19 protein-coding genes are annotated in these 17,272 nt (G+C 69.7%); 11 read left to right on the forward strand and 8 right to left on the reverse strand.

The window, feature by feature from the left end:
- Nucleotides 1-7: 7 nt before the first annotated feature.
- Nucleotides 8-1,066, reverse strand: a complete 1,059-nt coding sequence (moaA, locus tag ORI60_RS33655; RefSeq protein WP_416234532.1) for a GTP 3',8-cyclase MoaA — start codon at nucleotides 1,064-1,066, stop codon at nucleotides 8-10.
- 115 nt (nucleotides 1,067-1,181) lie between these two features.
- Here moaA and ORI60_RS33660 point away from each other — a divergent pair, with 115 nt between their 5' ends.
- The 5 genes from ORI60_RS33660 to ORI60_RS33680 all read left to right on the forward strand — a co-directional run bounded on the left by ORI60_RS33660 (nucleotide 1,182) and on the right by ORI60_RS33680 (nucleotide 5,347).
- On the forward strand, nucleotides 1,182-1,628 hold the full coding sequence (locus ORI60_RS33660; protein ID WP_266042027.1) for a MarR family winged helix-turn-helix transcriptional regulator: 447 nt from the start codon (nucleotides 1,182-1,184) through the stop codon (nucleotides 1,626-1,628).
- 3 nt (nucleotides 1,629-1,631) lie between these two features.
- Nucleotides 1,632-2,423: an HAD-IIA family hydrolase gene (locus tag ORI60_RS33665; protein WP_245983024.1), complete on the forward strand. Its 792-nt coding sequence runs from the start codon at nucleotides 1,632-1,634 to the stop codon at nucleotides 2,421-2,423.
- 53 nt (nucleotides 2,424-2,476) lie between these two features.
- Nucleotides 2,477-3,262, forward strand: a complete 786-nt coding sequence (locus ORI60_RS33670; protein ID WP_266042052.1) for a metallophosphoesterase — start codon at nucleotides 2,477-2,479, stop codon at nucleotides 3,260-3,262.
- Nucleotides 3,263-3,276: 14 nt separating this feature from the next.
- Complete coding sequence (locus tag ORI60_RS33675; RefSeq protein ID WP_266042028.1) at nucleotides 3,277-4,875, forward strand: AMP-binding protein; 1,599 nt, start codon at nucleotides 3,277-3,279, stop codon at nucleotides 4,873-4,875.
- 79 nt (nucleotides 4,876-4,954) lie between these two features.
- Nucleotides 4,955-5,347 (forward strand): VOC family protein, encoded by a 393-nt coding sequence (locus ORI60_RS33680; protein WP_266042029.1) that lies wholly within the window; start codon nucleotides 4,955-4,957, stop codon nucleotides 5,345-5,347.
- A 58-nt stretch (nucleotides 5,348-5,405) separates the two neighbouring features.
- On the opposite strand, the gene ORI60_RS33685 is transcribed toward ORI60_RS33680, so the two are convergent.
- Entirely contained in the window at nucleotides 5,406-5,780 is a 375-nt protein-coding gene (locus tag ORI60_RS33685) for a YccF domain-containing protein (RefSeq protein ID WP_266042030.1), read from the reverse strand.
- Nucleotides 5,781-5,801: 21 nt separating this feature from the next.
- Between ORI60_RS33685 and ORI60_RS33690 the strand changes: the two genes are divergently transcribed.
- Complete coding sequence (locus ORI60_RS33690) at nucleotides 5,802-6,752, forward strand: Gfo/Idh/MocA family protein (RefSeq protein ID WP_266042031.1); 951 nt, start codon at nucleotides 5,802-5,804, stop codon at nucleotides 6,750-6,752.
- Here ORI60_RS33690 and ORI60_RS33695 read toward each other — a convergent pair.
- Nucleotides 6,734-7,936, reverse strand: a complete 1,203-nt coding sequence (locus ORI60_RS33695) for an Nramp family divalent metal transporter (RefSeq protein ID WP_266042032.1) — start codon at nucleotides 7,934-7,936, stop codon at nucleotides 6,734-6,736. The two genes, ORI60_RS33690 and ORI60_RS33695, sit on opposite strands and share 19 nt — an antisense overlap.
- Before the next feature lie 55 nt (nucleotides 7,937-7,991).
- Nucleotides 7,992-8,534: a TetR/AcrR family transcriptional regulator gene (locus tag ORI60_RS33700; RefSeq protein ID WP_266042033.1), complete on the reverse strand. Its 543-nt coding sequence runs from the start codon at nucleotides 8,532-8,534 to the stop codon at nucleotides 7,992-7,994.
- Nucleotides 8,535-8,586: 52 nt separating this feature from the next.
- Between ORI60_RS33700 and ORI60_RS33705 the strand changes: the two genes are divergently transcribed.
- Complete coding sequence (locus tag ORI60_RS33705; RefSeq protein WP_266042034.1) at nucleotides 8,587-9,204, forward strand: HAD family hydrolase; 618 nt, start codon at nucleotides 8,587-8,589, stop codon at nucleotides 9,202-9,204.
- Here the strand turns inward: ORI60_RS33705 and ORI60_RS33710 are convergent.
- Entirely contained in the window at nucleotides 9,176-9,379 is a 204-nt protein-coding gene (locus ORI60_RS33710) for a hypothetical protein (protein ID WP_266042035.1), read from the reverse strand. The genes ORI60_RS33705 and ORI60_RS33710 overlap by 29 nt on opposite strands.
- 289 nt (nucleotides 9,380-9,668) lie before the next feature.
- Here ORI60_RS33710 and ORI60_RS33715 point away from each other — a divergent pair, with 289 nt between their 5' ends.
- Together ORI60_RS33715 and ORI60_RS33720 are read left to right on the forward strand one after the other, a co-directional pair.
- Entirely contained in the window at nucleotides 9,669-10,058 is a 390-nt protein-coding gene (locus tag ORI60_RS33715) for a cold-shock protein (protein ID WP_266042053.1), read from the forward strand.
- A gap of 13 nt (nucleotides 10,059-10,071) precedes the next feature.
- Nucleotides 10,072-10,656 carry an HD domain-containing protein gene (locus tag ORI60_RS33720; protein WP_266042036.1) on the forward strand — a complete coding sequence of 195 codons (585 nt, stop codon included), beginning with the start codon at nucleotides 10,072-10,074 and terminating at the stop codon, nucleotides 10,654-10,656.
- Here the strand turns inward: ORI60_RS33720 and ORI60_RS33725 are convergent, their stop codons facing one another.
- From ORI60_RS33725 to ORI60_RS33735, 3 genes are read right to left on the reverse strand one after another with little or no spacing between them, the layout of a single operon-like run.
- Nucleotides 10,657-11,091, reverse strand: coding sequence for a DUF2771 family protein (locus tag ORI60_RS33725; protein WP_266042037.1), 435 nt, complete (start codon nucleotides 11,089-11,091; stop codon nucleotides 10,657-10,659).
- A 31-nt stretch (nucleotides 11,092-11,122) separates the two neighbouring features.
- Complete coding sequence (locus tag ORI60_RS33730; RefSeq protein ID WP_266042038.1) at nucleotides 11,123-12,625, reverse strand: MFS transporter; 1,503 nt, start codon at nucleotides 12,623-12,625, stop codon at nucleotides 11,123-11,125.
- Between the two features lie 4 nt (nucleotides 12,626-12,629).
- Nucleotides 12,630-13,382, reverse strand: a complete 753-nt coding sequence (locus ORI60_RS33735) for a glutaminyl-peptide cyclotransferase (protein WP_416234533.1) — start codon at nucleotides 13,380-13,382, stop codon at nucleotides 12,630-12,632.
- Between the two features lie 58 nt (nucleotides 13,383-13,440).
- Here ORI60_RS33735 and ORI60_RS33740 point away from each other — a divergent pair, with 58 nt between their 5' ends.
- Both ORI60_RS33740 and ORI60_RS33745 read left to right on the forward strand, forming a co-directional pair.
- Entirely contained in the window at nucleotides 13,441-14,178 is a 738-nt protein-coding gene (locus ORI60_RS33740) for a DUF3027 domain-containing protein (RefSeq protein ID WP_266042039.1), read from the forward strand.
- Nucleotides 14,175-16,949 (forward strand): sacsin N-terminal ATP-binding-like domain-containing protein, encoded by a 2,775-nt coding sequence (locus ORI60_RS33745; protein ID WP_266042040.1) that lies wholly within the window; start codon nucleotides 14,175-14,177, stop codon nucleotides 16,947-16,949. Before ORI60_RS33740 ends, ORI60_RS33745 begins: the two co-directional genes overlap by 4 nt.
- The last annotated feature ends 323 nt before the right edge of the window (nucleotides 16,950-17,272 follow it).

Raw genomic sequence — 17,272 nt, forward strand, 5'->3', positions numbered from 1 at the left:
GTCACCGTCATCCTCCGATCGCGCTCATGGGGCGGTCGGGCTGCGAGAAGCCCGCGTCGTTGATGCCGTGACCGGCCGCCTTGGCCCACATCGTGGCCCGCCAGGCGTCGGCGATCACGGCGTCGGGGGAGCCGTCGCGCAGCAGCGTGCGCAGGTCGGTCTCGCCCTGGCTGAACAGGCAGTTGCGGATCTGGCCGTCCGAGGTGAGCCGGGTGCGGTCGCAGGCGGCGCAGAACGGCCTGGTCACCGACGCGATCACGCCGACGACCGAGGGGCCGCCGTCGACCAGCCAGCGTTCGGCCGGCGCACCGCCGCGCGGGACCTCCGACGGGGTCAGCGTGAACGCGGACGAGAGCATCGTGAGGATCTCGTCGGCCGTGACCATGTTCGTGCGCGTCCAGCCGTGCTGCGCGTCGAGCGGCATCTGCTCGATGAACCGCAGCTGGTAGCCGTTCTCGACGCAGAACCGCAGCAGCGGGACTGCCTCGTCCTCGTTCAGGCCGCGCATCAGCACGGAGTTGACCTTGACCGGCTCCAGGCCGGCCTCGCGGGCGGCGTCGAGGCCGTCCAGCACGTCCGTGATGCGGTCGCGCCTGGTCAGCGTCGCGAAACGGTCCGGGTCGAGGGTGTCGAGCGAGACGTTGATCCGGTTCAGGCCGGCGTCCTTCAGCGACTGCGCGCGCCGCGAGAGGCCGATGCCGTTCGAGGTCATCGACATGCGCGGACGCGGCTCGAGCTCGGCCGTCGCGGCGATGACCTGCTCCAGGCCCCGGCGCAGCAACGGCTCGCCACCGGTGAACCTGATGTCCGTGACACCCAGGTCGACCACGGCGATGCGTATGAGCCGGATCAGTTCGGCGTCGGTGAGCAGCTCGTCCTTCTGCAGCCAGTCGAGGCCCTCGGCGGGCATGCAGTAGGTGCAGCGCAGGTTGCACCGGTCGGTCAGCGAGACCCGGAGGTCCTTCGCCACCCGTCCGAACCTGTCGACGAGCAGCGGCGTGTCCGGGCGTGCGGACGCATCAGGCGTGCCGCGCACGACGGGTAGTCCCAACTCCACTGCTGTCACCTTATTTAGCTTAATGAACAACTCCTTGTAGGTGACTCCACAAACGAGGTTTCTCACGTTCCGCCCGTTTGGAGCACTGTCACAACGAATTGTCTTAGCGGCTAAGATGTTCAACATGGAACCTGAGGTGCTGGAGAGGTTCACCTGGTACATGCGGGAGCAGAGCGCGCTCACCGTCATGTTCCACGCTCGGGTCGCCGAGCAGATGGGCCTGTCCGCGACCGACGAGAAGTGCCTCGATCTCGCCATGCGGGCGGAGGGACCTCTCACCGCGGGCCGGATCGCCGAGCTGTCCGGCCTCTCCACCGGTGCCGTGACGGGCGTGATCGACCGCCTGGAGCGTGCCGGATATGTCCGTCGTGTCCGTGACCCACACGACCGCCGCAAGGTCCTGGTCGAGGTCACGGTCGGTGACCTGGACAAGTTCGGCGAGCCGTTCGAGAGGGCCCGCGACAGCCTCGTCGAGGTCCTCGGCCACTTCGACGAAGACGAACTTCAGGTGATCGAGCGTTATCTCAAGCTCCAGACCGAGACGTTTCGCAAGCGCGTGATCGATACTTAGACCATGTGGCACTACTTGATGGACATGGACGGCGTCCTCGTGCACGAGGAGCACCTGATCCCGGGAGCGGACGAGTTCGTGGCGGAGCTGCGGGCGTCGGAGACCCCGTTCCTCGTGCTCACGAACAACTCCATCTACACGCCACGGGACTTGCGCGCACGCCTGCAGCGCACCGGCCTCGACATCCCGGAGAAGTCCATCTGGACCTCGGCGCTGGCCACGGCGAAGTTCCTCGACTCGCAGCGCCCGAACGGCTCGGCGTTCGTCATCGGCGAGGCCGGCCTCACCACGGCGCTGCACGAGATCGGCTACGTGCTCACCGACCGCGACCCGGACTACGTGGTGCTCGGCGAGACCCGCACGTACAGCTTCACCGCGATCACCAAGGCCATCCGCCTGGTCGAGGAGGGCGCGAAGTTCATCGCGACCAACCCCGACGCGACTGGGCCGTCGCGCGAGGGCTCGCTGCCCGCGACCGGCGCCGTGGCGGCGCTGATCGAGCGGGCCACCGGCCGTGAGCCCTATTACGTCGGCAAGCCGAACCCGCTGATGATGCGTTCGGCCCTGCGCACCCTGGGCTCGCACTCCGAGCAGGCGCTGATGATCGGCGACCGCATGGACACCGACGTGCGGTCGGGCCTGGAAGCGGGCCTGTCGACCATCCTCGTGCTGTCCGGGGTCTTCACCGCCGAGTCCGCCGAGATGTTCCCGTACCGGCCGACGCGCGTGCTGAAGTCGATCGCGGACCTCGTCGGTCACTCTGCGGACCCGTTCGGCGACTGGACTGACCACTGACGCGCGAGGGTTCATCACCTATCGTCGCGGAGGTGGACACGGATCGACGCCCGATGTACGTCGTGGGTGACGTGCACGGGCACCTCGCAGAACTGACCAGGGCCCTGCACGTCGCGGAGCTGTGCGACGAGGACGGACACTGGACGGGTGGCGAGGCCGAGCTGTGGTTCCTCGGCGACTTCGTGGACCGCGGGCCCGACGGCGTGGGCGTGATCGACCTGGTCATGCGCCTCGGCGAGGAGGCGGCCGAGGCCGGTGGCGCGGTCAGCTCGTTGATCGGCAACCACGAGGTGCTGCTGCTCGGCATGCACCGGTTCGGCGACGAGCAGGTGCCGGACAGCATGGGGCCGCGGTCGTTCGCGCGCAGCTGGCTGCTCAACGGCGGGTTGCGCAGCGACCAGGACCGGCTGACCGACGAGCACGTCGAGTGGCTGACGACCAGGCCGGTGCTGAAGCTGCGCGACGACCACCTGCTGATGCACTCCGACACTGCGGCCTACCTCGAATGGGGGTCCTCGATCGAAGAGGTCAACGAGGCCGTCCGGCACGTGCTCAAGGGCGACGACCTCGTCGACTGGTGGGAGTGCTGGCGCAAGATGACGACCCGGTACGCGTTCCGGGGTCCGCAGGGTCCCGAAATCGCGGACGAGCTGCTCGCGACCCTCGGCGGCAGCACGATCGTGCACGGGCACAGCGTCATCGCCGACCAGCTCGGGGTGCCGCCGGACCAGATCGACGGGCCCCTCGTCTACGCCGGCGACAAGGTCCTGGCGATCGACGCGGGCCTTTACAGCGGCGGTCCGTGCCTGGTCGTGCCCTTGCCATACGCCGGAGCCTGACTACCGTCAGGTGGATGACCGCCAGCTACTCCTCGGGCACGTCCACCGCCCCGCTGCTGGGCGACACGATCCCCGCGAACCTCGCGGCGACCGTCGCGCGCTTCGGTGACCGCGAGGCACTTGTCGACAAGGCGACAGATCGACGGTGGACGTACGCGGAGCTCGCGCAGGAGGTCTCCCGCGCCGCCGCCGGTCTGCACGCGCTGGGCGTCCGCAAGGGCGACCGGGTCGGGATCTGGGCGCCGAACTGCGCCGAGTGGGTGTTCGTGCAGTACGCGACGGCCCGGATCGGCGCGATCCTGGTCAACGTCAACCCGGCGTACCGGGTGCACGAGCTGGAGTACGTGCTGAACCAGGCGGGCGTCCACACGCTGGTGTCCGCGCGGTCGTTCAAGACGTCGGACTACGCGGCCATGATCGAACAGGCGCGGCCGCGGTGTCCCGGGCTGCGCCACGTCGTGTACGTCGACGATCCGCAGTGGACCGGTGAGGAGGTCCCGGACGTCGAGCTGGACCGCGACGACCCGATCAACATCCAGTACACGTCCGGCACCACGGGCTTCCCCAAGGGCGCCACGCTCTCGCACCACAACATCCTCAACAACGGCTACTTCGTCGGCGAGCTGCTCAACTACACCGAGAACGACCGCATCTGCGTGGTGCCGCCGTTCTACCACTGCTTCGGCATGGTCATGGGCAACCTCGCCGCCACCAGCCACGGTGCGTGCGTCGTGATCCCGGCACCCGCGTTCGACCCGGCGAAAACCCTTGCCGCCGTTCAGGAAGAGCGCTGCACCAGCCTCTACGGCGTGCCCACGATGTTCATCGCGATGCTCGACCTGGTGGACGGCCACGACCTGAGCAGCCTGCGCACCGGCATCATGGCGGGCTCGCCGTGCCCGGTCGAGGTGATGAAGCAGGTCGTCGAACGCATGGGCATGCGCGAGGTGTCCATCTGCTACGGCATGACCGAGACCTCGCCGGTGTCGACGCAGACGCGCGTCGACGACTCCCTCGACCGTCGCGTCGGGACGGTCGGCAGGGTCGGGCCGCACCTGGAGGTCAAGATCGTGGACCCGGAGACGGGCCGCACGGTGCCGCGCGGCGAGCCGGGGGAACTGTGCACGCGCGGCTACTCGGTGATGCTCGGCTACTGGAACGAGCCGGAGAAGACCGCCGAGGCCGTGGACCGGGCGGGCTGGATGCACACCGGCGACCTCGCGGTGATGGACGACGACGACTACGTGAACATCACCGGCCGCATCAAGGACATGGTCATCCGCGGCGGCGAGAACATCTACCCGCGCGAGATCGAGGAGTTCCTCTACACGCACCCCGACGTGCTCGACGCCCAGGTGATCGGCGTCCCGGATTCCAGGTACGGCGAGGAGCTGATGGCCTGGGTGCGCCTGCGCGAGGGCGTTGAAGGGCTGACCGCCGAGGCCGTTCGCGAGTTCTGCTCCGGCAGGCTCGCCCACTACAAGATCCCGCGCTACGTGCACGTGGTGGAGGAGTTCCCGATGACGGTCACCGGCAAGATCCGCAAGGTGGAGATGCGGGCGAGATCGGTGGAGCTGCTCGGTCTCGACGACGGCACCAGCCACGCCCAGTGACCCGGGGGTGACCGAAAAAGGCCTTGTCAGGGCGGTGTGACGGGCGCAACATCGATGGATTCCGTCGAAGGAGGCGCGCATGCTCACCGCCACCAGAACCACGACGATGCTGCCCGTCGAGGACCCCGAACGCGCCGGCCGCTTCTACGCGGACGTGCTCGGCCTGAAGCCCGTCACCACGAACCCCGACGGCATGCGGATCTTCGCGCTGGGCCAGGGCGACGCGCTGGGACTGATGCCTGCGGAAAAGGGCGCGCAGACCGGGCACACGGTCCTCAGCTTCGAGGTGCCCGACCTCGAAGGCGAGATCCACGAGCTCGAAGGCAGGGGCGTGCGCTTCGACGACTACGACCTGCCCGACTTCAAGACCACGAACCACATCGCGGTCATGGGCACCGAGCGCGCGGCGTGGTTCCGCGACACCGAGGGCAACATCCTGTGCCTGCACGAGCTGCCGGACAGCGAAGTCTGACGGCTCGCGCCACTGAGTGGTCTCCCGCGCCTCGCCCCCGACGAGGCGCGGGAGACCCTCACGGAACCTCGACGATCTCCTTGCCCAGCGGCACCAGCGAGACCTTGACCAGCTTGAAGTTCGCGACGCCGAGCGGGATGCCGATGATCGTCACGCACAGGGCGATGCCGGTGACGATGTGGCCGATGGCGAGCCAGAGACCGGCGACGACGATCCAGATGACGTTGCCCAGCAGCGATCCGGTGCCCGCGCCCGGCTTGTCCACGACCTCGCGCCCGAACGGCCAGAGCGCGTAGTTCGCGATCCGGAAAGACGCGATGCCCCACGGGATCGTGATGATCAGGATGCAGCAGATGACACCGGCGACCGCGTAGCCGACGGCCATCCAGAAACCGGCGAGCACCAGCCAGATCACGTTCAGGATGAGGCGCATGCCTCCATCTAAGCTCACCCCATGACGTGGGGTGTGATCGCTACAGGTGGAATCGCGCATGCCGTGACCGCCGACATGCTCAAGGCGGGTGCCGAGGTGCTCGCGGTGTCCTCGCGTGACATCACGAAGGCCCAGAAGTTCGCGGCGCACTTCGGCATCGAGCGCGCGTACGGCGACTACCGCGACCTGCTCGCCGATCCCGACGTCGACATCGTCTACGTCGCCACACCGCACGGCCAGCACCACGAGGTCGTGCTCGCCGCGCTCGACGCCGGCAAGCACGTGCTGTGCGAGAAGGCCTTCGCGCTCACGGTCGCGGACGCGCAGGAGATGGTCGAACGGGCGCGGTCCAGGAACCTCTTCCTGATGGAAGCCATGTGGACGCGGTTCAACCCGCTGGTCCAGAAGGCCGAGCAGGCGGTGCGGGACGGCGAGATCGGCGAGGTCCGGATGATCCGCGCCGACTTCGGCTTCCGGCACGCCTTCAGCGAAGGCGATCGCCTGTGGGCCAAGGAGGCCGGCGGTGGCGCGATGCTCGACCTCGGCGTCTACCCGGTCGCGCTCACCCACCAGTTCCTGGGCGTGCCCCAGCACATCCACGCGCACGGCAGCCTCGCACCGACCGAAGTGGACGCTGACGCGGGCATCTTCCTGGCGTACGACAACGGCGCCCACGCGTTGCTCAGCTGCTCGCTCGTCGCGAACACCGGGGCCCGCGCGGAGATCGTCGGCACCCTGGGCCGCATCGAGCTCGTCGACCCGATGTTCAACCCGACCGCCGTCGTGATCAACGGAGTCGAGCACTCGATCGAGGACGAGGGCTACCAGCACCAGATCCGCGCGGTCGAGGAGTGCGTCGCCGCGGGGCTCACGGAAAGCCCGCGGATCACCTGGCAGAACACCCTGGAGGTCATGCGCACGCTCGAAGAGGCGCTGCGCCAGCTCGGTGTCAGCTACGCGAGCGTCAAGTAGATCAAAGCCGCGTTCAGCACGACGACCGCGAAGGCCACCACCCCCGCGGCGAACGTGACGGAGCGCCGGTTCGTGAACGAGCCCATCACGGACCGGCGCGCGGTCAGCCAGACCAGCGGCACCAGCGCGAACGGGATGCCGAACGACAGCACGACCTGCGACAGCACCAGCGCGAGCGTCGGGTCGACGCCGAGCGCCAGGACCGCCAGCGCGGGCACGAGCGTGACCAGACGGCGTGCGAGCAAAGGGATCCGCACGCGCAGCAGCCCGTCCATCACCACCGCACCGGCGTAGCAGCCGACGGCCGTGGACGCGAAACCCGAAGCCAGCAAGCCCAGTGCGAACAGCAGCGCGATCCCGCCGCCCAGGGTGCTGCCGACCGCGGCGTGCGCTCCTTCGAGCGTGTCCACTCCGGCCTTCCCCTGCAGAGCGGAAGCCGCGAGCAGCAGCATCGCCATGTTGACCGCGCCGGCCAGCACCATCGCCACCACGACGTCGACCTTGGTCGCGCCGAGCACCGACGGGTTCCTCCCGTGCCGGTCGCGCGCCAGTGCCGAGTGCAGGTAGACCGCGTGCGGCATGACCGTCGCGCCGAGCATGCCCGCCGCGAGCAGCACGCTGTCCGCGCCGTCGAACCTCGGCACCAGGCCCGCGGCCGCCCCGGAAACCGACGGCGGCGCGACGAAGAGCCCGGCCATGAACCCGACCGCGATGACGAGCAGCATCGTGGTGATCACGCGCTCGAACGGCTGCTGCCCGCGCTTGTCCTGCACCAGCAGCAGAATCGTCGACACCACACCGGTGATCACGCCACCGAGCGGCAGCGGCAGGCCGAAGAGCAGGTGGAGCGCGATCGCCCCGCCGAGCACCTCGGCCAGGTCGGTCGCCATCGCGACGACCTCGGCCTGGCCCCAGTAGGCGAGCCGCGCCGGGCGGGGCAGGTGGTCCCGCACCGCCTCGGGCAACGACTTCCCGGTGACCAGGCCGAGCTTCGCCGACAGGTACTGCACGAGCCCCGCCATGACGTTCGCGACGACCAGCACCCACACCAGCAGGTACCCGTGCGTCGCGCCCGCCGCGGTGTTGGTGGCCACGTTCCCCGGATCGACGTACGCGATCGCGGCGACGAACGCCGGACCGAGCAACGCCGCTCCCGCGCGCAGGCGCGCCGAGACAGCGACCACCGGACACCTCCCCTTGTTGCAGGATTATTGCAACAAGGAGCCGGCGGTCAGGCGATCATGCGTCCATCGTCACTCTGGCGACCCTGACGACGGCGTCCATCGCCCCGTCCAGGTCGCCGCTCGGCATCAGCAGGTGGCTCAGCGCGAGCCGCACCGTCGTCTCCGCCGTGAACCGCACGTGCCTGCCGGGGAAGTGCCTGCTGAGGTGCTGTTCGACGACCTCGGTGGCGTGGAACAGGACGGGGTGGCCGCGGATCGTGATGAACGGCAGCAGGTCCTCGGCGTTCTGCCCGGTCAGCACGGCGGAGACCAGCCGGTCCTTCTCGGTCTGCTCGAAGGTGAAGCGGAACGCCGACCGCATCGCCTCCCACGGGTCGGGGTTCTCCTGGAGCCGGGACGCGATCCCGGTCAGGTACTCCTCCGTCTTGTGGACCGCGACGGCCTGGACGAGTCCCTCCTTGTTGCCGAACTCGTTGTAGACGGTCTGTCTGCTCACGCCGGCGCGGCCGGCGACCTCGATCATGCGCAGTCCGTGGAAGCCCCGGGCAGCCAACAGGTCGGCGGCCGAGTCCAGCAGGAGCTCGGTGATGTCGCTCACCACCTCACCTTTACACAGTTGTGGTTCTTGTAAAGACGTAGAGTGGGGTTCTGTGCCGTTCACCGTGGGTTTCGACCTGGACATGACCCTCATCGACCCGCGACCGGGAATGGCCGCCGTGATGAACGAGGTCGGCGCCCGCACCGGGTACGCCCTCGACGGCGAGAAGTTCGCGTCGAACCTCGGCCCGCCCCTCGACATGATCTACCGCGAGAGGGGCGTGCCCGAGGAAGAGATCCCGGACATGGTCTCGCTCTTCCGCGCGCTGTACCCCGAGGTCGTGATCCCGTCGACCGTCGCGCTGCCCGGAGCGGCGATGGCCCTGCAGTGCGTGCGGGAACTGGGCGGCAGCACCATGGTCGTCACCGGCAAGTACCGCAAGAACGCCGCGCTGCACCTCGAGGCGATGGGCTGGGAGGTCGACCACCTCTACGGCGAGCTGTGGGCGACGGGCAAGTCCGAGTCGCTCAAGCTGCACGGCGCCGCCGTCTACGTGGGTGACCACGTCGGCGACATGCGCGGGGCCGCGGCCGCCGGGGCGCTCGGCGTCGGTGTCGTCACGGGGCCGTGCTCGCGTGCGGAGCTCGCGGAGGCGGGCGCCGCGGTCGTGCTGGAGGACCTGCGCGAGTTCCCGGAGTGGCTCAGGACTTCTTCTGGCGTGCTTTCCTGACCACCGCGATGATCCCGAGGCCCAGCCCGATCGCGGGCAGGTAGGTGGCCGCGACGTTCAGCGCCACGGGCAGATCGCTGTGACCGGTGGCGAACAGCACGAAGACCACGATGATCGCCAGTACGCCCACGGCGAACAGGCCGATGGCCAGCGGCATCAACTTCGGAGCGGTCATATGAGCAGGATAGTGCGATAGGGCCTGCGTCGAAGTCTGGCCCGCGATAGCCGGGCCCGAGGCGGCCCCTGGCGGCACGGCCGGACGGCCCACATACAACACCGGTATGCGGGCCGTCCGGCCGCACCACCAGGAACCACCTCAAGCGCGACTCTCATCGGACCAGACTTCGACGCAGGCCCTAACGGAGGTGCCTTCGCCGAGGTCTTCTGGCTACTCTGGTGGGACGCGTCCTGGGTACGCCCCGGGGCGCGTTCGTTGTGCGACAAGCTTGGGAATGGTGAGCGCGGTGCCGACCGGCAAGGTCAAGTGGTACGACACGGAGAAGGGCTTCGGATTCGTCACCCAGGACGGTGGCGAGGACGTCTACGTCCGCAAGTCCGCCCTGCCCCCTGGTGTCGAGGGCCTCAAAGCCGGGCAGCGCATCGAGTTCGGCATGGCCGAAGGCCGGCGCGGCCCGCAGGCGCTGTCCGTGCGCCTGGTCGACCCGGCGCCGTCCGTCGCGGAGGCCCGCCGCCGTCCAGCGGAGGAGATGCACGGCCTGATCGACGACATGATCAAGCTGCTCGAGAACAAGGTGCAGCCTGACCTGCGTCGCGGCCGCTACCCGTCCGACAAGAAGAACATGAAGCTCATCGCCGAGGTCGTCCGGGCGGTGGCGCGGGACCTCGATCCGTAAAAGGATCAGCGTCATGTCTGACGCTGACAGGATCGTCGAGTTCGTCTACGAGGTCGGCCAGCTCAAGCGCCTGCCCAGAGCGGGGTGGCTCTTCGCCGGGGTGCAGAACCCCGAGTCGGTGGCCGCCCACTCGTTCCGGGTGGGCGTTCTGGCGTACGCGATCGCCGTCCAGGAGGGCGCGAACGCCGACAGGGCGGCGACCCTCGGCCTCTTCCACGACGTGCCCGAGGCGCGCATCGGCGACATCCCGTACGTCGGCAAGCTCTACCTCGACGTGAAGATGCCGCCGGAAGCCGTGGCGCGCGACCAGGTCCAGCACCTGCCCGCGCCCCTGGCCGCCCACATCGAGGCACTGGTCACCGAGCACGAGTCCGCCAAGGGCTTCGACCACACGCCGGAGGCGCGCTGCTCGCGTGACGCGGACAAGCTCGAACTGCTGTTGCAGGCCAGGGAGTACCAGGCCGCCGGGGTCTCCAAGATGGAGCGCTTCATCCAGACCATGCAGGCGTCGGTGGTCACCGAGACAGGCAAGGCGCTGATGGACTCCGCCCTGCGGATCGCTCCCAGCGAGTGGTGGGAAGCGTTCGGCAGGCGGTGATCAGCGGGTGACGTCGACGACCCACGAACCGCGCATGAGCGGCTGGCCGGTCTCCAGCACCGCGCCGGCCGCCTCGTGCACCTCGATGCGCAGCAGCTGGTCCGAGTCGTCCGGCACGGCCAGCGTGTACGTGTAGTCCTCGCCCTTGCCGAGCAACGGCGAGGTGCAGCCCTCCTGCACGCGGGCGGCGTTCTCGTACACGCACACGACCTCCCAGAGGCCGCTCGCGAGCTGGCCGTCCACCGAGATCTGCACGACCTTGCCGGCCGGCACCTTCAGCGTGCCGGGCGCGTTCTTCTCGGCGCAGTTGTCGCCTTCGACGTCGCAGTAGATCGTCGGCTCGATGCGGATGGTCTTGCCGTTCGCGTAGAACGTGACCTCGGGGTCGTGCCGCTGCAACGAGCACCCGGACAGCACGAGAACACTGGCAGCCATTACAGAAGCAAGTCGACGCACGTCAAGCAGCCTACGGGGTCGCCGCCGCCGGCCTGCGGACCAGCCTGTGCAACGACGTGCCGTTGCGGTACATCCACGTCTGCGCGAGGCCCAGCGCGAGCAGCACGGCGAGCACCGAGAAGCCGATCCAGAACGTCGCGGGCAGCAGCACGCCGAGCGCGCCGCCGAAGACCCACGCGAGCTGCAGGATCGTCTCGGAGCGGCCGAACGCGGACGCGCGCGACTCCTCCGGCAGGTCGTCCTGGATCACCGCGTCGAGGCTGATCTTGGCCAGCGACGACGCCGTGGCGCCCAGCAGGCCGACGATCGCCGCGGTGACCATTCCCGGCAGCACGGCGGCGGCCACGGTGGCCGCCAGCGCGGTGGCGACGCAGGCGATCACCACCTCGTCCGGCTTGCCGAAGTGCTGGCGCGCGCCGATCGCGTTGCCGAGGAAGCTGCCGACACCCGCCGCGCCGGCGATCACGCCGAGCAGGAGCAGCTGCTGGACCGCGTCGCCCTCGGTCTGCTCGCGGACCACGAACGCCGCGAACAGCGTCAGGAACCCCGTCAACATGCGGATGGAACCGTTGCCCCACAACGAGACCGCGACGTGCCGGGAGATGCGTTGCCTGGAGGGCCTGGCCGTCAGCGTCGCCGGGACCTCGCCCTCGGTCACCTCGACCCACGACGGGATCTTCATGCACAGCCACGCGTTCACCAGGCACAGCGCCGCGGTGAACCACAGCGCGCCCGGTGAGCCGAACAGGTTCGCGAAGCCCGCGGCGACCGCGCCGAACACCCCGCCCGCCGCGAGTCCGAAGATCGTCATGCGGGCGTTGGTCTTGGACAGCGTGATCTCCGGCGGCAGCACGCGCGGGGTGATCGCGGACTTGAGCACCGTGAACGACTTGGACAGGACCATGCTGCCCAGCGCCGCCGGGTACAGCAGCCAGTTGTCGAAGTTCAGCGCCATCACGACCGACAGGCCGATCCGCAGCACGCAGGACGCGGACAGGGCGAGCCGGCGGCCGCGCTGGATCTTGTCGAGCAGCGGGCCGATCACCGGCGCGATCAACGCGAACGGCGCGACGGTGATCAGCAGGTAGAGCGCGACCTTGGTCTTGGACTCGGCGCTGGCCGCGCTGAAGAACAACGTGTTCGCCAGAGCGACGGCCATCGCGGCGTCGGCGGCGTAGTTCATCATCACCGCGTAGGTGACCGACGTCATGCCGGACTTCCCTGCACCGTCCGCGCGGGCCGCGCGCCGGAACGCCGCGACCGCCTGCTGCGAGAGCTGCTTGGTGCGGAACCACGCGACGCGCGTGACCGTGAGCTTGCGCGGCGGCTTGGGCGTCGGCGTCGTCTGCTGGTCCTGGTTGGGCAGCGGACGGGTGTTCTGGGGACGCCGCGGTGGTGGCTGGAAACCGTGCTCGGACGGTGTTCCGCGACGCTGCCGCGGCTGGTACTCGTCGTCCTGCCACGGGTAGCGCTTCGGAGTCGGTCCGTCACTCCGTCCGCGGTCGCCGGTCACACCGTCAATCCTGCCCCATCCCGTTGAACCTCACCCGGAAGATGGTCGGCCAGTTCTTGCCTGTGACCAGGAACTCGTCGGTCCCGGGGACGTGCGCGATGCCGTTGAGGACGTCCACGTCGCCGGAGGGCTTGAGCGACGCGAGGTCGTAGGTGTCGGTGACCTTGCCGGTGGCCGGGTCGATGCGGACGATCTCGTCGGTCTTCCACACGTTCGACCAGACCTTGCCGCCGACGCACTCCAGCTCGTTCAGCTGGGTCAGCGGCTTGCCGTCGCGGGTGACCTGCACGCTGCCGGTCTCCTGGAACGACCTGGGGTCGCGGAAGGTCAGCTTCGCGGTGCCGTCGCTCATCACCAGCCGCCGGCCGTCGTCGCAGATGCCCCAGCCCTCGCCCTGGTACTCGACGCGGCGGAGCTCGTCCAGCGTCCTGCGGTCGCGTTCGATGGCGATGCCGTTCTGCCACGTGATCTGCCAGATGGTGTCGCCGACGACGGTGATGCCCTCGCCGAAGAAGTCCGGAGGCAGGTCCACCTTCTTCTGGACGTCGCCGCTCGACGGATCGAGCGCGCGCATCGTCGACTTGCCCTCCAGGCCGGTGCCCTCGTAGAGGACGCCGTCGACGAGTTCCAACCCCTGGGTGAACGCCGTTGTGTCATGCGGAATCTTCTGCAGGACTTCTACCTGCGGTTTTGCTTCTTGTGGCGTCGAGCAGGCGGCCAGGACCGCGACGACGACCAGCCAGACGGGTGAGCGCACCCAACGGAGGGTGGCACGAGTTTTCGTCCCGGCGAAGTCCTGCGGCACAATTCATGACGTGACCGCGACTGAGATGCTCCTCGACGCCGTTGATCTCGCCCGCGCCGCCGCAGAAGAAGAGGCGGGTGCGGAGAGCGTCGGCGCTCATGTCGGGGTGCACGGAGAGGACGAGCACTCCGTCACGCACCTCTTCGAAGCCGAGCACGCGGGCTACCGCGGCTGGAGCTGGGCGGTGACCGTCGCCCACGCCGGCGAGGGTTCCCCCGTCTCGATCAGCGAGGTCGTGCTGCTGCCGGGCCCGGACGCCCTGGTCGCCCCCGAGTGGGTGCCGTGGAGCGAACGCGTCCGCGCCGGTGACCTGGGTGTCGGCGACCTCATGCCGCCCCGGGAGAACGACCCGCGCCTGGTCGAGGCCTACGTGCAGTCCGACGACCCCGCGGTCGAGGAGGTGGCGCTGGAGATCGGCCTCGGCCGCACCCGCGTCCTGTCCCGCGAGGGCCGCCTGGAGGCTGCCGACCGCTGGGCGTCCTCGGACTTCGGCCCGCGTTCCGACATGGCCCGCAGCGCCCCCGCGCACTGCGGCACCTGCGGCTTCTACACCCGCGTGGCCGGTGCGTTCGGCGCGGCGTTCGGCGTCTGCGCGAACGAGATCGCGCCCGCGGACGGCCACGTCGTGCACGTCGAGTACGGCTGTGGCGCGCACTCCCAGGTCGAGGTCGACATCAGCCCGATGGTGCCGGTGGCCGACCTCGTCTACGACGACGCCCAGCTGGACGTTCTGGACGTCTCGGAGTGACCGACCCGTTCGGCACCGAGGCCCTGCGCACCTCGGTACTCGCCGCGTGGCGTGGTTCGCCCACCCGTTTCCGCGAAGACGCGAACGCCGAAGAAGACCTCCGCCTCGGTGGCTACCGGGACCGGCTGCTCGTCGAACTGGCGCAGAACGCGTCCGACGCGGCCGGTTCCTCGCCGGGTGTGCTGCGGATCACCCTTGTCGACGGTGAGCTGCGTGCCGCCAACACCGGCTCCCCGCTGACCTCCGCCGGCGTCGCCGCCCTGGCTTCCCTGCGGGCCTCCTCGAAGGAGTCCGGCGTCGGGCAGTTCGGTGTCGGGTTCGCGGCCGTGCTGACCGTGTCGGACGCACCGCGCGTGATCTCCACGTCGGGTGGCGTGGAGTTCTCCCTGGCGCGGACTCAGGCCGAGGTGCCGGAGCTCGCGTCCGAGCGCGGCGGCGACGTGCCGGTGCTGCGCCTGGTCTGGCCGGTCGTCGAGGAGGTGCCGGACGGGTTCACGACCGAGGTCCGGCTGCCGCTGAAGGTCGACCTGTCGCTGGACGACCTGGCCGCCGAGGTCCCGGACCTGCTGCTGGCCCTGCCGGGGCTGCGGCGGATCGAGATCGGGACGCAGTCGTGGGAACGCTCCGTCTCCGACGACGGCGTGGTCACCGTCGGCCCGGTGCGCTGGCTCGTTGAGCGGACCGTCGGCGAGCTGCCCTCCGAGCTCGTCCAGGGGGTCGAGCACCGTCCTCAGTGGACCGTGTCGTGGGCGTACCCGCTCGACTCGGAGCTGGGCGAGGACGTGCTGCACGCGCCGACCCCGACCGACGAGCGGTTGTCGCTGCCCGCCAGGCTGATCGCCACTCTGCCGGTCGAGCCGTCACGCCGCCGCATCCTGCCGGGCCCCGCCGCGTGGACGGTGCTGGACGCCGCCGCGGCCGCCTACCCGGCCCTCGTCGCCCGCGTCCCCGCCATCGAGCGGACCGCGCTCGTGCCGCTGCCGGGCTTCCCGCTGTCCGAAGTGGACGATCGGCTGCGGACCGGTGTGCTGCGCTCGTTGCGCGCCTCCGCCTGGCTGCCGCTGGCTTCCGGCGAGTGGATCGAACCTTCGCGCGCCCGCGTCCTGGACGTCGGCTCCGAGGAACTCGTCGACCTCGTCGAGGACGCCCTGCCCGGGCTGCTGGACGCCGAGCTGTCCGCTCCGGTGCACGCGGCCGCCCTGGCGGCGCTGGAAGTTCCGCGGGTGAGCACCGCCGAGGTCGTGGCGGCTCTGGCCGGTGTCTCCGGTGACCCCGGCTGGTGGCGTGACGTCTACGCCGCCTTCTCGCCGTTGGCCGAGGTGGACCCGGACGTCCGCGAGGCCTTGGCGGCTCTGCCGGTGCCGCTGGCCGACGGCCGTGTCGTGACCGGGCCGCGCACGACCCTGATCGCCGACGAACCGCTGCCCGGCCTGAGGGTCGTGCACCCGGACGCCGTGCACCCGCTGCTGGTGCGCCTGGGCGCGGTCGAGGCAGGAGCCGCCGAGCTGCTCGCCGACCCGTCGCTGCGCGAGAACGTGGCCCGGTCGCTGGAGGACGCCGAGGCAGGCCTCGACGGCTTGGACCTGGTCGAGACCGTGCTGCGGCTGGTGGACCTCGCCGGGGTGCGGGCCGGTGAGGAGCCCTGGCTGGGCGCGCTGGCCCTGCCGGACGCCGACGGCGAATGGCACCGCGCGGACGAGTTGCTGATGCCCGACTCCCCCTTGGTGGGCGTGGTCGAGGCCGACGCCTTCCCGTTGCTGTCCAAGGAGATCGTCGAGACCTACCCGCGTACCGCCCTGGTCGCGGTCGGGGTCGTCGACGCGTTCTCGCTGGTGGTCGACGACGAGCCCTCCGGGCCGGACCACGACCTCGCCGACGAGTCCGCGTGGTGGTCGTCCGTGCCCGACGAACCCCGTCGCGTGGTGGCCGTCCGGGACCTGGACCTCGTCGCCGACTGGCCCGCGGCGTTGCGGCTGCTGGCTTCCGACCCGGTGACGTGGCGTGCCGTGACCGAGCCCGACGGGTACACGGGCTGGTGGATCGCCCGCTACGCGTCGCTGGGCGGTGCCGCGCCTCGCTCGTACCGGCTGCCCGGTGCCTCGTTGCTGGACGGGCTCTTCGACGTCGTGCCGGACTTCGGGTTGCCCGAGCACGTGCTGCGGGCGGCCGGCGTCCGGTCCTCGTTGGAGATCTTGGACGACGAGGACGCCGAGTTCGTGCTGGAGCGGCTCGGGGACGCCGACCGTGTCGTCGCCGACGCCGTGGTGTTGCGCGCCTATGCGGGGCTGCCCGAGGGGGACTTCTCGCCGCCTGAGCGGGTTCGGGTGTTGTCCGGGGCCGTCGTCGCCGCCGACGACGTCGTGGTGCTGGACCACCCGTGGTTGCTGGGGGTTGTGCCGGCTTCCCGGGTGCTGCTCGCCGACGGGTCCGAGGAGCTTGCCGACCTGCTGGACCTGGCGTTGGCCTCGGAGGAGTTCTCCGGGTTGCCGGACCACGTCGGTGAGGTCGTGGAGTGGCGGGACCTCGGGGCTGTGCGGATGGCCTGTGAGCTGCTCGAGGTCGCGCTGCCCGATGGTGTGGTGGTCGTGCACGACGAGCTTCTGGTCGACGGGGCCCGGGTTGAGTGGTGGATGGTGGACGGGGTTCCCCATGCCGCCGACACGCCTGAAGGGCTGGGGCGTGCGCTGGCCTGGGTTTCCGGGCGGTGGGGGGATCGGCACACGTTCGTCGCGCTGATCACTGATCCTTCTGCGGCTACTTTGCTTGGCTGAGTGGGCGCGACTTCTGCGGGTGGTTGGGTTGCGGGTGGCGACCTTGCGGGTGGTCACCTTTGCCTGCCGCGGCTTTGCGGGTGGTCGCCTTGCGGGCGGCCTGGTCGCGTTGCGTGCTTCCCCTGGGGGCGCTGCCCCCAGACCCCCGGCAATCTGATCAGGGGACCCGCGCCGTGCGCGGGTTGATGGCACGCCTGTTGTGTTGGGCGGCCGCCGGTTGAGTAGCTGGGTGCGTTGGCGGTGGGGTCCCATCACGAGCCGAGCCAAGAGCGGGCCACATGAGAGAAGGGGTGTCAACTCGACGAAAAGCGTGTCGAGTTGAC

The sequence above is a fragment of the Lentzea sp. NEAU-D7 genome, assembly GCF_026242055.1.
In the GTDB taxonomy this organism is placed as follows: Bacteria; Actinomycetota; Actinomycetes; order Mycobacteriales; family Pseudonocardiaceae; genus Lentzea.

Bases quoted from the DNA above. Each gene is read 5' to 3' on its own strand.
- ORI60_RS33660 (WP_266042027.1), top strand. From the start codon at position 1,182: ATGGAACCTGAGGTGCTGGAGAGGTTCACCTGGTACATGCGGGAGCAG.
- ORI60_RS33665 (WP_245983024.1), top strand. From the start codon at position 1,632: ATGTGGCACTACTTGATGGACATGGACGGCGTCCTCGTGCACGAGGAG.
- ORI60_RS33670 (WP_266042052.1), top strand. From the start codon at position 2,477: ATGTACGTCGTGGGTGACGTGCACGGGCACCTCGCAGAACTGACCAGG.
- ORI60_RS33675 (WP_266042028.1), top strand. From the start codon at position 3,277: ATGACCGCCAGCTACTCCTCGGGCACGTCCACCGCCCCGCTGCTGGGC.
- ORI60_RS33680 (WP_266042029.1), top strand. From the start codon at position 4,955: ATGCTCACCGCCACCAGAACCACGACGATGCTGCCCGTCGAGGACCCC.
- ORI60_RS33685 (WP_266042030.1), bottom strand. From the start codon at position 5,780: ATGCGCCTCATCCTGAACGTGATCTGGCTGGTGCTCGCCGGTTTCTGG.
- ORI60_RS33690 (WP_266042031.1), top strand. From the start codon at position 5,802: ATGACGTGGGGTGTGATCGCTACAGGTGGAATCGCGCATGCCGTGACC.
- ORI60_RS33710 (WP_266042035.1), bottom strand. From the start codon at position 9,379: ATGACCGCTCCGAAGTTGATGCCGCTGGCCATCGGCCTGTTCGCCGTG.
- ORI60_RS33720 (WP_266042036.1), top strand. From the start codon at position 10,072: ATGTCTGACGCTGACAGGATCGTCGAGTTCGTCTACGAGGTCGGCCAG.
- ORI60_RS33725 (WP_266042037.1), bottom strand. From the start codon at position 11,091: ATGGCTGCCAGTGTTCTCGTGCTGTCCGGGTGCTCGTTGCAGCGGCAC.